Annotated in this window: 14 protein-coding genes; 3 read left to right on the forward strand and 11 right to left on the reverse strand. The window is 39.6% G+C overall.

Annotated elements, in window-relative coordinates:
- Positions 1-978, reverse strand: coding sequence for a 23S rRNA pseudouridine(1911/1915/1917) synthase RluD (gene rluD / locus C2M33_RS13300; RefSeq protein ID WP_054551746.1), 978 nt, complete (start codon positions 976-978; stop codon positions 1-3).
- A gap of 129 nt (positions 979-1,107) precedes the next feature.
- On the opposite strand from rluD, the gene C2M33_RS13305 reads away from it, so the two are divergent.
- Positions 1,108-1,866, forward strand: coding sequence for an outer membrane protein assembly factor BamD (locus tag C2M33_RS13305; protein WP_054551747.1), 759 nt, complete (start codon positions 1,108-1,110; stop codon positions 1,864-1,866).
- A 58-nt stretch (positions 1,867-1,924) separates the two neighbouring features.
- Here C2M33_RS13305 and C2M33_RS13310 read toward each other — a convergent pair whose 3' ends face one another.
- Positions 1,925-2,263 (reverse strand): P-II family nitrogen regulator, encoded by a 339-nt coding sequence (locus C2M33_RS13310; protein ID WP_054551748.1) that lies wholly within the window; start codon positions 2,261-2,263, stop codon positions 1,925-1,927.
- A 138-nt stretch (positions 2,264-2,401) separates the two neighbouring features.
- Between C2M33_RS13310 and C2M33_RS13315 the strand changes: the two genes are divergently transcribed.
- Together C2M33_RS13315 and C2M33_RS13320 are read left to right on the forward strand one after the other, a co-directional pair.
- Positions 2,402-2,950: a GspH/FimT family pseudopilin gene (locus tag C2M33_RS13315; RefSeq protein ID WP_063700169.1), complete on the forward strand. Its 549-nt coding sequence runs from the start codon at positions 2,402-2,404 to the stop codon at positions 2,948-2,950.
- 72 nt (positions 2,951-3,022) lie between these two features.
- Positions 3,023-3,562, forward strand: coding sequence for a GspH/FimT family protein (locus C2M33_RS13320; RefSeq protein ID WP_063700172.1), 540 nt, complete (start codon positions 3,023-3,025; stop codon positions 3,560-3,562).
- A gap of 6 nt (positions 3,563-3,568) precedes the next feature.
- Here the strand turns inward: C2M33_RS13320 and C2M33_RS13325 are convergent, their stop codons facing one another.
- From C2M33_RS13325 to C2M33_RS13365, 9 genes are all read right to left on the reverse strand, one after another.
- Entirely contained in the window at positions 3,569-3,994 is a 426-nt protein-coding gene (locus C2M33_RS13325) for a type IV pilin protein (protein WP_063700174.1), read from the reverse strand.
- Between the two features lie 151 nt (positions 3,995-4,145).
- Positions 4,146-7,355, reverse strand: coding sequence for a pilus assembly protein (locus tag C2M33_RS13330; RefSeq protein ID WP_105174638.1), 3,210 nt, complete (start codon positions 7,353-7,355; stop codon positions 4,146-4,148).
- Positions 7,356-7,366: 11 nt separating this feature from the next.
- Positions 7,367-7,879, reverse strand: coding sequence for a pilus assembly PilX family protein (locus tag C2M33_RS13335; RefSeq protein ID WP_233999198.1), 513 nt, complete (start codon positions 7,877-7,879; stop codon positions 7,367-7,369).
- Between the two features lie 430 nt (positions 7,880-8,309).
- Positions 8,310-11,336, reverse strand: a complete 3,027-nt coding sequence (locus C2M33_RS13340; protein WP_233999200.1) for a PilC/PilY family type IV pilus protein — start codon at positions 11,334-11,336, stop codon at positions 8,310-8,312.
- A gap of 15 nt (positions 11,337-11,351) precedes the next feature.
- A complete protein-coding gene (locus tag C2M33_RS13345) occupies positions 11,352-11,834 on the reverse strand; it encodes a pilus assembly PilX family protein (protein ID WP_058585470.1) in 483 nt (160 codons plus the stop codon).
- Complete coding sequence (locus C2M33_RS13350; protein WP_105174640.1) at positions 11,822-12,811, reverse strand: PilW family protein; 990 nt, start codon at positions 12,809-12,811, stop codon at positions 11,822-11,824. Before C2M33_RS13350 ends, C2M33_RS13345 begins: the two co-directional genes overlap by 13 nt.
- Before the next feature lies 1 nt (position 12,812).
- A complete protein-coding gene (gene pilV, locus C2M33_RS13355; RefSeq protein ID WP_105174641.1) occupies positions 12,813-13,367 on the reverse strand; it encodes a type IV pilus modification protein PilV in 555 nt (184 codons plus the stop codon).
- A gap of 179 nt (positions 13,368-13,546) precedes the next feature.
- Positions 13,547-14,257: a LytR/AlgR family response regulator transcription factor gene (locus C2M33_RS13360; RefSeq protein ID WP_325050850.1), complete on the reverse strand. Its 711-nt coding sequence runs from the start codon at positions 14,255-14,257 to the stop codon at positions 13,547-13,549.
- Positions 14,254-15,279 carry a sensor histidine kinase gene (locus C2M33_RS13365; RefSeq protein ID WP_105174642.1) on the reverse strand — a complete coding sequence of 342 codons (1,026 nt, stop codon included), beginning with the start codon at positions 15,277-15,279 and terminating at the stop codon, positions 14,254-14,256. Before C2M33_RS13365 ends, C2M33_RS13360 begins: the two co-directional genes overlap by 4 nt.
- Positions 15,280-15,305: the final 26 nt, after the last annotated feature.

The following is a 15,305-nucleotide window of genomic DNA, read 5'->3' on the forward strand; positions in this document are numbered from 1 at the left end:
TTAAAACTCAATATTTGGGTTTGCTTTAGTATCAGCGCGTAATGCTTCTGTCATAGCTGCCATATCATCTGGAATGGGTGCTTGCCAGGTCATTAACTCACCCGTAATTGGGTGTGCAATTGATAGTTTTACAGCATGCAATGCTTGGCGTTTAAAGTCGCGTAGCATTTGAAACAGCTCTGGCGTCGCGCCTTTAGGCGGACGTGGGCGACCACCATACAGTTGATCGCCAACTAATGGGTGGTTTAAATAAGCCATGTGTACACGGATTTGGTGAGTACGGCCTGTTTCTAGACGTAAACGTAAGCGTGTATGTGCACGGAATTTTTCTGCAACACGATAATGCGTAACCGCTGGTTTGCCCATTTCATGCACGGCCATGTGAGTACGCTTTGTTGCATGACGACCAATTGGTTTTTCAACCATGCCACCAGCAGTCATTGTGCCATTACAAATTGCTTCGTATTCACGGGTGAAGTTTTCACGCTTTTGTAGCGCAGACACTAAATGTGTTTGTGCCGGAATTGTTTTCGCCACCACCATTAAACCAGTGGTGTCTTTATCTAGACGATGCACAATACCCGCACGAGGTACATTAATAATATCAGGATAATGGTGCAGTAAAGCATTTAATACCGTGCCATCTGGGTTACCCGCACCTGGATGAACGACCAATCCCATTGGTTTATTAATTACCAAAATATCATCGTCTTCATAAACGATGTTTAATTTGATATTTTGTGCCTCATATTCACGAGGGGCTTCGATGGTTGTTTCTACACTCACCATTTCGCCACCGAGTAGTTTTTCACGCGGTGTGTTTAATATTTCACCGTTTACAGTGATTTTATCATCCAAAATCCACGTTTTTATACGTGATCGAGAATAATCAGGGAACAATTGCGCTAATACTTGGTCTAGACGTTTACCGCCAAGGTCAATTGGAACCTCGGCTTGGAGAGAAATTTGCTCTGACATTAGTAACTTTACCCAATTTACCAGTGCAAGCTGTGCTCGACTGGGTTAGAATCGCTTTAATATAATACGTATAGTTTACTCGGTTTTCCTCACTTGGCCTAGCCGAAGACATCGAAGGTAAGAAATAAAATGATAAATAAAATAGGGAAACGTGCGTTCGCCATAGTTTTTTCAGTATCTGTACTTGGCTTAGGTGCCTGTTCATCAGCACCCGATCAAGAAGATATCCAACGCGTTCCTAATAAATCTGCGCAAGCTTTATATGAAGATGCAAAACAAACATTAGATTCTGGTTTATATGCCCGTGCAATTGAGCTATTAAGCGCTATTGATTCTCGCTACCCTTTTGGTCCTTTATCAAAACAAGTACAAATGGACTTAGTGTATGCGCATTATCAAGCAGGTAATACTGAGCAAGCACTCGCAACAATCGACCGTTTTATTCGCTTAAACCCAAACCATAAAGATTTAGACTACATGTACTACATGCGTGGCTTGGTAAACATCAAAGCGGATGAAAACGCATTCCAAGAATATTTTGGTGTAGACCGTGCTGACAGAGATGCAAACCGTACTCGTGTCGCATTTACAGACTTATCAACGCTATTAAAACGTTTTCCTAACAGTGCTTATGCGCCAGAAGCGAAAAAACGTTTAGTATGGCTACTGAATAAAATGGCTCGCTATGAGTTAAAAGTTGCTGAATACTACTATGAGCGTGAGGCATACCTTGCTGCAGCAAACCGTGGTAAATACGTAGTTGAGCACTACTCACAAAGTAGCTACCTTGATCAAGCACTAGAGATCATGGAAAAAAGCTACAACAAGCTTGGTTTACCTGAGCTAAGTGAACACGCTAAAGCAACACGTGAAGCTAATAAGCGTTAAAATAGACTAAAAGCAAAAAGGCGCCTGAGGCGCCTTTTTTAATGTTTGTGGATTAGTATTAAATCGCGTCTTCATCTTCTTCTGCAGTACGAATACGTACAACACGTTCAACGTCAGTAACAAAGATTTTACCGTCACCAATTTTACCTGTTTGCGATGTTTTAACGATAACATCGATAGCACGGTCAACATCTTCATCGCTTAACACGATATCTAATTTTACCTTAGGTAAAAAGTCCACCATGTACTCAGCACCACGATAAAGCTCAGTGTGCCCTTTTTGACGGCCAAAGCCTTTTACTTCACTTACCGTCATCCCTGTGATGCCCACATCTGATAATGCTTCGCGTACATCATCAAGCTTAAATGGTTTAATAATTGCTTCGATTTTTTTCATTTTCGGGTTACTTATTATTTCTCGATTGCCTCGATTTTAGACAATCCCATTGCTGATGGCAAACAAAGCTATGAATTACGGTGATTAAATCAGCAATCATGATATTATTAAACAAAGTGATTCAAAATAGAGACAACAATGAAATCATTACAACGAGGTTTTACATTATTGGAACTAATGGTCACGCTTGCCATTGTTGGTATAGTTGCCGTTATCGCTCTTTGGGATAGCTCTGACATGCTAGAAAGTGACCGCGCCGAAAGCTATTTATTAGAGTTAAAACGCACACTCAGTTTTGCACGCGCAAAAGCAACAAGTAGTGATGCAATTATTGTTGTTTGCAGTGGTAACACCAACAGTATTGAAACCAACATACGCACTCGTTGTTTATTAAATTGGGATAATGGCAGCGTTTTTGTGTTCTTTGATTCAAACCAAAATGGTGTTTACAACCCCAACGTAGGCGATGTCATTTTAAGAGTCATGGAAGAAGTTCCAGAGAATAGTCAGTTAAATTTCACTGGTGATAATTCTATTATTTTTGATACCAGCGGTATGCTCTCGTCAAGTCAAGGAACGTTTACTTACTGCCCTTCAAAAGCCGATAACGATAATAACAAACAACTAGAAGTATTTACCTCAGGGACTGCTTTATATATTGGCACTACGACAGATGTATGTAATTAAGCTTTGTAAATTGACAGCCCACACTCTCGAATTATAGTTAAATAAACAGTCGCTATTTTGGAGTCTTCAAGGATGAAGGCACTTACAACTCTGCGCAGCCTCAACGGAGCGACGTTAATTGAAAGCCTAATAGTGTTATCAATTTTATCACTCCTGCTGCATTTCGCCTTATTTGAATATAAGCCACTTCTGGCCAAAAACCGTTTAGATAGCAACATGCATACGGTAAAAAGAGCGCTTCAATTTACTCGCCTCAAAGCGCAAACAAATGATGCCCATGTCACCTTTTGCGCGTTAAAAAACAATCGTTGCAACAAGGAAGTATGGCATAAATCTTTAACTGTTTTTGTTGATAAAGGTGAGCTTGGTGTATTTGAAAGTGGTGATTCCAAATTAATGGAAATCGAAGCGATTAATAAATTTGATATGCTGACTTATCCACGTCATTCAGTCACATTTAGCCCATCAGGTATGCCGATGGGGCTAGGTAACGGGAAATTTATCTATTGTCCAGAATATAGTAAAGCACGCCTCAAAGGGCTTGCTATAAGCGTTAGTCCAATTGGACGGGTCAGGTTAATTGATACTGATAAATGCCAAACTGATAATTGATAAAGCTTATTTACCCCAACATGTGCTTGAATCAGCAGACCCTGTTGATGTTTTTAAACCCGTATCAGATATAGATAATGTTTTACACTCGGTATCTTGTAACGGTGGGCCTGATTTAGGTGTTGCTTTAAATGCAAATGTACCCGCACTATTGTCTACTTCTACAGTGATCGTATAAAAGTTACTTTCTGTAGAACTAGAAACACCTAAATCAGCAATTGCGCTTGTATATTCACGATTATCGACAAAGTATTGCTCTTGTTTATTAGCTGCATCTAATAACGAAGTAATTGCCTCTGTTCGCGCTGTACGTTTTACGTGCTCAAAATAACTAGGAATAGCAATGCTCGCGATAATCCCTAATATAGCTACGGTAATCATCAGCTCGATTAGCGTAAAACCATTATGATCCTTTGTTCTTATAAAGTTCATAGTTTAAAAACCTATATAGTTGTTTTTAGAGGAGTTACCTCTCATTGTTCTCATCATAGATGCCTAACAATAATTATGCAATTAAGCCGGGTATTCAAATAGCAGTACATGCTCTGCCTTAACATGTAAGGCAGAGCAGTCGCTTAATCCATTATTGGCTATTATCGTTTATCTCTTGCTTATAGATGAAGGTTTGCTGTGTTTTAAAACCAAAGCCAATTGGCACTGCATCACTAACTAGTTTAATTTTACCGTCTTCGATGACTAAACCAGGGCCTTGGATCTCTTGTACTTTCAGTGGGTTTTGCTCACCTTTAATACCTGGACCTATAGTTAAAAACTGGCTTTGTTCTTTAACCTTTTCATCGGTGTTGTCATCACAATAACCATCGCTATTACCATCTACACAGCTGTCACCTACACCAAAATAAAGTTGAGGCGTATCTGGCACATCATTCGAGGTGGTAAATTTTAAGCTGTCATACACCTTTGTACCGTAATGTAAGTGGAAAGCATATAAACTTCCTGAGCCGCCCGTCAGTGAGCACTGATTAGCCGTTTCTGTCGCTGAAGCAGGCGTATACGTGGTGAAATAAGCAACACCGCCAATCACAGTGCTTGCTGCAAGGGATTTTTCACCAGCAGAAGATAAGTTGTAATACCAACCATGATACTCACCTAACTCAATTTCTAAATCGGTAAATTTATCCACGTCGTCCAGTGCATTGCCAAATGGATCAGAATCCATATTCATCAAGTCAGCTTGTGTAATGGTTGCTGGTACATCATTACCTAAAAAAGGCTGAGTAACTGTATTGATATCACGGATCATGAACAGCTGATCATTAGTGACTGTACCGGTTGGTTTAGAACGGTTACCACTGCCTATCAGCACAGCATCAAATGGTGTATCAATACGGGTAGTTACTGCCTTCCCATCAACCGTTGTTTCTGAAACTTTGCTAAACATGGTTCTAGCAATCAAAGGCTTATAGAAGAAACGGCGATCTTGCGTTGAAAGCGCACTCCCTAAACTTGCTAATTTAAAATGTGTCCATGGGTTTTCTGAATCTGTTGGGCTATCAGAAGGCATATCAACACGCCACACATCACCGCCCGTATCCGTTGCATATAGCCTATCAATGTAACCATCATAGTCAGAATCTAAGATACTGATATCTGACGCGATACTATGTTTTCCTAAAAAGCCATTCTCACTCGGCGTTAATGCCCACACTTTTTTGCCTGTTTGCGCATCAACAATAAAAATACCTCTACCATGAGAATCATCAGTACGAATAACATTGTCTTTGTTAGTATCGTAACCAGCACCAAAAATAAGCACAGGTCTGTCTTTATAACCATCTAGATTCACATAAGTAACTGAAGGTTTAGACCAGGTTTGCCCTAATTCTTTAAAGTCACCTGTGCCACCTACAATTGGCTGATCCCACAGCAGGCTTGGTGAGTCTGGGTTAGTTATATCGAGTCCGTAGTAGTAATTACCACCGCGTCTTAGGCCAAAGAATGCCCAAACACGGTCTGATCCATTTACGATGCCATCACTATTTTTATCATCAAAAAATACAGAGATTGGCCCGTCAACACCATAAACCTTGGTATCTGCTTGGTTATCACGAAGTGGCTTTATTATTTTATACAAGCTTCGAGGGATAAACGCCCAGCTTTCGCTCAGTACATCGTTTTTATCTTGGAACATATGCAAGTATCCTGCATTAGTACCAATTAAAACTCGGATATCATCATTACCATAGTCAATTGTTACAGGTTTTGAATGTAGTGGATCACCGAAGATGTCTTTACGCGAATCCGTTGTCGATCCATCTTTGTCTTCATCATCAATATCTAGGCCTCTTGACCAGTTAATAAGGTCTTCAACTTCATCCGGATCAGCTTCAAAATCAACGGCAGCCTTGGCTATAGTTCCGTAATGGAACACTACCCGATAACGGGTGAAGTTAAGCATGCGGCCGTTGACATTTGTTAGTACTTTGCGTCCTTCATTTGGCACGCTCGAAGAGTTAGATAAATACAGGTTTACACCACCTAACTCAACTGAATTACCATCAGCGCTCTCACCGCTAGGCAGCCAAAAAGTTTTTGCATCTTTATCAATTAAACCATCTTCATTGAGAGCTTGCTTACCATCTCTATCGGTAATTTGGTCGCCAGATACTTTTAGCTTTTTCAGATTTCCACGCCAACGAGCACCTGTTTTAGGGTAAAACATCGCATAATAAATCGATTCGCGACTACGAGTTTGGTCAACATTGTTACTTGCAATTGATGGTGCCGTGAACGTATCGTTCACTTCTCGAATTTGAGTAATGGTATTTTTAAGGGCCTCAGAAAGTTGTTCTGCAGTATTAGCATGAAGGTACTTACCACCACCTTCTGATGCCGTTTCAGATAGTAAGCGCTTACCATTATCACTCATACCACTACCAAAACCTATGGTATAAACTCGTCCTGTTTCGTGAATATCAGTCGTCGTTGGCCTTAAATCCACCTCAACATCATCAGTACCGTGAATAACTTTTGCGAGCTTATGTAAATACACACCAGCAATTTTATCATCATCACTTAAATAGCTACCAAAGTACGACTTGTGTAATGCACTAATATTAGAGTCCTGTTCATTATCAGAGCCAGCCGACGGGTCACCATCAGTCATATAGATAATATTTACTGAATTATCACAGCGTTTTACTTCTTCTGAATTATCAAATGGTGAAATATAGGAATAGGTATACTCAATACGTGGCTCGTACCAACAAACTTTACTCCAACCTTTACCAGAGCAGACTCGCACTGATGTTGTATAAGGCGTGCCTCTTTCTATTGTAGTATCACGAAGAGCAGCATTAACCTTTTCGCCGTAGAAGAGACTTTGCCCTGTTATATAAAGATAAGCTTCCCATAGCGTTTCGGTCAGTGGTGTCCCGCCATCGGCAGGAAGACCCGCAATTGTGGTTTTCAAGGCCGATATTTGTGAACCAATGCCAGCTAGCACATAGCCACCATTAGTGCTATTAAAACGCATTAAGCCAAAATCGATGTCATCGTTACCATCAACCAATTTAGTAATAGCGTCTTGTGCAACCCCTAGGCGACTATCTGAACATGGGATATATAAACCATTTGAGAAGCCACAGCTGTTACCAGAGCTGGTTGAAAATGCCATACTACCTGAGGTATCGAAAACTATAAGAACTCGGGGTTTTTCGTCCAAGTTAACATTGTGGTTTACATATAACTCAATATCTTCGGCGTGGCCCAGAAAACTAATGACTGCTAATGAAGATAGCAGTATTCGTTGAGTAATTTTTTCTATATTCATCACTTTCTCCACTAACCGCCCGTATTTAGGCTAGCCATTTCTTGGGCAACACCTGTGCTGATCGTTAAGGTATGTTTACTCTTAGTGCCATAAGTAATCGTTGTATCGACTTGGACCATGTTACAAGACACACCAGCAGTGAAGTTAAATTTACGTGGGCAAGGTAAATCTAGCGCACCATTATTTAAATTTGTCATAGTGTTAGATGCGCCATCCATATCCCCCATGCCATAACCGCCTTCAGGTATTTCAGATGCTTTCATTAAAAAAGCACTGTTGCCACCTGCTGCAGCTTCATTAGCGATAACTTTTTGCACCGTACCAATTAAGCTATTTTCTGCCGTTTCACGCTCTTGCGCTGAGTTCGTTATTTTAATATCTACACTGCTGCTGTTCATTAAGGTCACTGCAATACCAGTCACCGCAACAACCATTATTAGTGCAATAATCAAAACAACACCTTTTTGTTTGTGCATACTTGAAACACTGTGTTTTACATTTTGATTAATTTGATAGTTTTCCATAGCAAACCTTCGCGTGATATTTCATCTACATTTCGCCTAGTAATAATTTAAGTCAGCATAAAAAGACAGGTAAAAAGTGTTTTTAAATTTAAAACATACAACCAATTCAGGCTAACCAATAAGTATTATAATAAATATACAATATCATTCCACTTATTTATTAAAATATTTACCAATTAAAAACAAGAAACCAGATAAGAATAAAGAAATAAAAACCATTAAAAATCAAATAATTAACAGCAGGGAAAAGAGAGGCGTAAAAAGCGATTTATATACAATAAGTTAATTGTAAATATTTCAAGACAACATTATAAAAAATATATAAATAAAGGCAGCGCACAGTAAAAACAATTAAAAATATCAACCCAGAAAAACTGGGTTGAAAAAGAAGGATTCAGTTAAAATTAAAATAAAATAACAAATCAGTTAATCACTGGCTATTATCATTTTGTTCTTGCTTATAAATATAACTTTGATGAACTTCTAATTTAAGTGGCTCCTCATCATAAAGCTGAACATTGCCATTTTCGTCAACGCTAGGAGTAGGCCCATTAACTACTTTAGCCTCAATTTTCTCACAGTTTTCAGTACAATTTGGGTCTTTATTTGGTAATGGAAATATATACACATCACCATCTTCAACATACATAGTTGGTGTATCTGGTAGTTCTGCCGCTGTTGGAGTTCTCAGCCAATCATACACTTTGGTCCCATAGTGAAGATGAAATGCATAAAGATAACCTTGACCTTCTGCAATTGAGCACTGAGAATCCGATGAAGAACTGGTATCTGGTTTATAGGTAGTAAAGTAAGCAACGCCCCCTAACACGGTAGCTTTCGAAGTTGCCTTTTCACCCCACCCTAAATTATAAAACCAACCATCTTTTTCAGCTAAATCAGCTTCTAATTCAACAAAGTCTTTCAAACTGTCGGTCACTTTGGCAAACGGGTCACTATCTACATTCATTAAATCTGATTGCCAAATTAAATCTGGAATTTCATCCTCTTCAAAGCTTCGAGTTACCGTGTTTACATCTCGAATCATATAGAGCTTATCACTGACTTTTAAATTCAATGGATCTGTACGATCACCACTACCAATCAATACCGCATCAAAAGGAGTATCAATTCTTGAGTAAGTTTTTTCACCGTCAATTGTTGTTTCTGTTACTTTACTGAACAACGTTCTTGAAACATATGGCTCATAAAAAAAGCGGCGGTTATTATTGCCTAATTTTGCAAGTTGAAAGTGCGTCCAATTTTTTAGGTTGTTTGTCGCTAAGTCAACTCGCCAGATCCCACCGCCAGTATCACTTGCATACAGTCTGTCAGTGTAGCCGTCGTAATCTGAATCGAGTAAATGTATGTCAGACGCTATACTATGCTCACCTTTAAAGCCACCTTCTGAATTTGTTAATGCCCATACTTGTTTACCTGTTTCTGCATCGACAATGTATAAGCCTCGCCCTTTAGAATCTGCTGAGATTGAATTATCTTTATTCGTGTCGTAGCCGGCACCAAATACCAATAGCGGTCTATCTTCATAGCCTTTAAGGTTGATAAATGTAATTTGAGGTTTAGACCATGTTTGTGCCAGTTCTAAAAATTTTTCATCACTACTTTTTAATGGCCCTCCCCACATCAGAGAAGGTGAATTAGGGTTAGTTATATCTAAACCGTAATAGCTACTACCACCTCGACGTAACCCGAAAAATGCCCATACCCTGTCATCATTATTAACGATGCCGTCTTCATTTTTGTCATCAAAATAAACGGTTATTGGGCCATCCACTCCATACACTTTTGTGTGTAACTTTTTATCGCGTAATGGCTTAATAATTGAGTACAGTTCCGCAGGCATAAATGCCCAGCTTTCACTTAAAACATCGTTCTTGTCCTGAAACATATGTAAATAACCGGCATTAGTCCCAATAAGAATACGAACATCATTGTTGCCATAATCTACCGTCACAGGCTTAGAGTGCAGAACATCACCAAAAATATCATGACGAGAATCGTCTGTTAAACCGTCCTGATCTTCATCATCAACATCAAGTCCACGAGACCAATTTATAAGATCAAAGACTTCATCCGGATCTGAATCAAAATCAACGGCAGCCTTAAATCGATTTCCATAATGGATTATGACTCTGTAAGCCGTAAAATTGAGCATTCGACCGCCCGATAAATTTGTGATTACTTTTCGGCCATTATTTGGGATACTCGATTGTTCAGCTAAATAAGCATTTACGCCTCCTTTCTCAACGTATCCACCATCAGCAATGAGATTGCTATTAGATTGCCAGTATGTTTTTGCTGTTGATAAAATCGCCCCGTCATTACCAAGAGCGGAGTCAAGGTTGGCATCAACTACGACACCACCAGACACTTTTAGCTTTTTAAGGTTCCCTCGCCACCGAGCATCGTTTGAAGGTAAAAACATAGGAAAATAAACTGCATCACGATGTGATAATTTATCTGAATTATTTGATGCTACCGATGGTGAAGAAAAAGTTGAGTTGACCTCTCTAATCTCGGTAAGAACATTATCAAATGCATCACTTAGCGCTTTTGCAGACTCTGCGAAAATATAACTACCGCCACCATTATCAGCAGTCGCCTGTAAAATGTCTCCTGCGTTTTTAACTAAGCCTTTACCAAAACCAATCGTGTAAACATTTGCGCCATCTACAACACTTGTTTCAGGGTATATATCCCTATTTTCATTCTCTTTACCATGAAGAATTGTTGCCATTGAGGGTAAATGACTATTACCCACTTTTTTAGGTGAAGTGCCATAAATACTTTTATATAAGTTTTCTATATATTTATCCTGACCGACATCATAGTAAGGTTCACCGTCTGTCATCAATATAATATTTACGCTATTATCGCATCGTACTGGATCACCTAAGTTCTGCTTGAAAGGAGAAATATACTTACCATTTGATTCTGTTGAACTATCTCTTTTAGCTGGTTCAACCAGATTCGCGAAAAAAAGGTCATCTCCTATTAAGTATCGCCATGTTTCAGTAATAGTTTCAACTAATGGGGTCCCTAATTCTAGATCAGTGATGTCCCAATTTCTGAGAGTATTTTTAATCGCATTATGATTTGTTCCAATCCCATGGACAATATAACCACCAGTACCTTTAATAAGCCGCATTAAACCAAACTCAATATCAGTATTGTCATTGATTAATTTAATCATCGCCTCCTGTGCGACTTCTAAACGACTTCCTTCAGGGCATAGTATTAGTTTTCCTTTATCTCTACAGGCTTTGCCCGTTTCTATAGAGAATGCCATGCTATTTGATGTATCAAAAACAAGTAAGACCCGTAATTTTTCGTCTTCCGCTACGTCATAATTTACATATAGATCTATATCTTCAGCATAAAGGTTTTGGCAAAATACACATGCAAAAATAAGAAATAGGCTGTTTAACTTCATTTTCATACTCGCCTTACTCCATTAATTTCCACTATTTAAGCTCAGCATTTCTTGAGCAATCCCTGTTGTAATAGTGAGGTTATGCTTACTTTTAGAGCCATATTCAATCACTGAATTAATCTCAACCATATTGCATCTTAAGCCTGCAGTATCATCAAAACGTCTTGGGCACCTTAAAGCCATAGGGCCTTCATTTTTGTTAAACATGGTATTAGATGTGTCATTTGTATTACCTAGATCTAGGCCTGTTTCAGGAACTTGCCCTCTACTAAAGAAAAACCGGCTGTTACCTAATTTTTTTGCTTCATTAGCAATGACGTTTTGTACATCACCAATTAATTCATTCTCTGCCGCTTCTCTCTCTTGAGCGGCATTTGTGATTTTAATATCTACACTACTGCTGCTCATCAAAGTCACAGCAATACCGGTTATCGCAATAACCATGATCAAAGCAACGATTAATACAACACCTTGTTGCTTATGCATCATAGTTAAATGCGCCATAAGTTTGCCCCAACATTGTTCAAGCGGATAGTGGTCGTAAATAGTGCGCGTCGGTAGTTATCGTCAAATGTAAGAACGCGGCTATTTGCGTCTTCACCCAATGTATAAGTTTGATTTTTCAACTTAAGGTTTGAATCTGGTAAAAGCGATCTCACAAGTAAGAATACTTGCACTGTCAAAATACCACGGCGATTCTCCCAATCTGTACTCGTCATTTGGCTTATACTTTTGTATGTATCAACACGACTGTTATTAGTGGTATCTAGGCCAAACACAAAGTGCATATTTTCTACCCCTTCCATAACGGTTTCAGTTGTCATGCCCCCATTCGGAGTTAAGCGTTTACGTCGAAGTAGAGGAACAGACACTCTTTGGTCATTAATGGTGTAAGTTTGCTTGGCGATGTAATAAACATGATGTCGATAGCGCCAAATCGTGGCATTGCCATTTACAGCCGCTGCCGCGATTGGGCCGCGCTGAAATTCTGCAAGCTCTTGCTCGGCGATGAAATAATAATAGTTATCGCTAGTATTGGCAGGTTGAATTTGTAAGCCTTCTAAAAACTTAATTTGCAGTACATCTGTATTTTTCTCAACATTGTTTATACATCCAAGGGCTGAGTTACCGGTTGTTTGCACTGCATAAACGGAGCGAAAGTTACTGGTTGCAGCTGTATCTGGAAAGCTGCCATTATTAAGGCCTTCTGAACAATCATTACCGGGATTTCCTAAACTGTTTGTATTTGCATCTGAGAAAGAGTCTTCATAAAACGTGCCCCAAAAACCAATCTGTTCAATATCACGTTGCATGATATTCATAGCCAGTCTGCCAGTTTCTTGTAGCTCTCCAATTGTCATCGTGTCACGAGTCGTTGACTTCATGCTTATATAGGTAAACATCACCCCGCCGAGCACCACACCTCCGATGAATAAAGCAACCATCATCTCGACGAGAGTAAATCCATTATGCTTTTTCATATCAAGACCTTAAATAAATATAGCTTTGTAGAACAATCAAACGTCGCTTATCGCCTTTAGAACCACAATCAATTGCAGCTGTATCTTTATTAGCACTAAGTTCTTGACGGCCTTGCCAACTGATCACAACCTCAATATTGAATTCGCTGGCATTACCTGCAGCGACGGGAGTACTATTAATACACACAGTTGCATCGTCTAAAGCACCGGTGTTTTCACGAGCCTGAATTGCACGCACCCATTGTTGTTTATCTAATTCTGCCAATTGTTGAGCACTACATGCTGAGTTATAGCAACTCAAACTTGTGTTTAGAGCTGTATTACTATCGAAAGTGCCATTATATAACGCAGCAAAGCCAGGTGAGTCGTTCGCTCGCATACGCTGAATAATGTCATTACCCAGTGCTACAGCAGCTGCACGCTGCATAGAATCAAAGCTTGCCTGCTTGGCTTTTGCTTGTAAGGCAACCGCGCCTAATAAGCCAAAACTTAAAATAACAAAGGCAATAAGTACTTCAATAAGGGTAAAGCCTTGCTGCTCAGAATGTTTAATCATGGTGAAGTCATGGATACTTTTACATACAGTAAGAGTATTACGACACAAATAAATAACAATCTGTATATGGACGAGCGGTCAAAATGCGCGATAAACGGTACTTAAACTTTGCTCAAAGTTAGATAGTGACTAATAAGAAAGTAATTATTGAAGATAAGATGCTGCAATGAAGATTGTTATTATTTACCCATTACAGCTTTTACATTTTTAAGCTCTCGGCGACTAACTGCCAAAGGCTCCTCAAACTGCTTCATCGTAACTGTATGCCCACCTGAAGATGGGCTATTAAGGCTAACAATATGTTGCTTATTCACAAGTGTATTTCGGTGAATTCTAAGTAGCTGCAGCGGATAGGTTTGCTCTAGTTGCTTTAAACTTTGCTCAACAAGTGCCTCACCTTCAAAAAACACTACTCGGGTATATTTTTGCTCTGCGATACAGCAAACCACATCATCTACATTAACTCGTCGTATTACACCTGCAAGTTGATAACTAATGTAGTTATTTTCGGGGGCGGTTACTTGAGTACGGTTTAATTTACTCAGTTGCGTCATTGCTTTGGTTAATGCCTGCTCAGACACAGGTTTAACTAAATAGCCATCAACAGCGAGCTCAAATGCAGTTAGAGCATGTTCTGAATGGGCCGTTAAAAACATAACTGCAGGCGGGATCGAAAACTGTTTTAGCTCTGCGGCCACTTCAAGGCCAGACTGCTTAGGCATATTAATATCAAGCATCACTAAATCGGGCTGTAGTTGCTTACAAAGTTCAATTGCTTGCTCACCATTACTTGCTTCACCAACAATAGTGCAACCCTCATTTGCAGCTAATAAGCGTTTTATTCGTGCCCTTGCTAGTGGTTCATCATCAGCAATCAAAACTTTTATCATGCATCCCTCTGCTTTGGTATTACCAGCTTCACTCTAAATACATCATCACGAATTGTGGTCGTCAGCTGTGCTTTTTGATCATAGAAAAGCGCCAAACGTTGGCGGATATTATCCAGTGCCATCCCATTTCCTGTTCGTGAGTTATTCACTTCTGCAGCTACAGGATTCGTTATAATAAAGGTATAAGCTTTATCCGATTGATGCATTTCAACAGAAATATTGCCTTGTTCTGCTGGCTCGACGCCATAAAATACCGCATTTTCAATAATTGGCTGTATTGTTAAACACGGAATATCAATGTCTGGCAACTCGTCAGGCAATTTCCAGCTTAATGCTAGGCGTTCGCCATAGCGCCAACGTTCAAGAGCCACATACTGCTGGCATAAAGTGATTTCATCAGCAAGCTTTATGGCTTTACCGCTGCGCATAGCGGCCTGCGAAAGCGCCGCCAGCGCCAAAATTGCTTGTTCAGCTGCCTCAGCATCATAATGTGTCAGCTCAGCTGCAGTGTTCAAACTATTAAACAAAAAGTGAGGACGAATTCTTGCTTGTAAGGCATCAAGCTCAGCCTGCGCTAACGCTTTAGTTTGCTGCTCTTTTTGATTATGAATAAGCAAAAATTGGCTGAATAGCGCCGTTACCAAAAATATGATCAGTAAATTGCTGACAATAAAGTTAGCCCTCGACTCCATAGCGAACACATCTGAAAACACTGACAAAAACAGCCAACTAAACACAGACGTTGATGCCAGTAATGTGAATATCAGAATAAATAGCTGCTTTGAATGTGACAGCTCTGTAAGTAAGGCTCGGCACACATACAGTAACGACAAGCTAGAAAGAAAGATTAGATGTAAAAAGCAGCTAAATATAGCAAGGCGTAACCAAACATCACCTAAACTCATGGGTGAGAAGGCGAGCAAAATAGCAATGACTTGGCTGACGATCAGGGTGGCAAGGACACCACGAGATTGAAAAAGAGCCGCAATCAGCAAGCCGTTTGAATTTGGCTGTTTGCTCATGGGCTCCTCTTTTAACTGTTGACTAC

The organism is Pseudoalteromonas sp. T1lg122 (assembly GCF_002964825.1).
Lineage (GTDB): Bacteria > Pseudomonadota > Gammaproteobacteria > Enterobacterales > Alteromonadaceae > Pseudoalteromonas > Pseudoalteromonas gelatinilytica.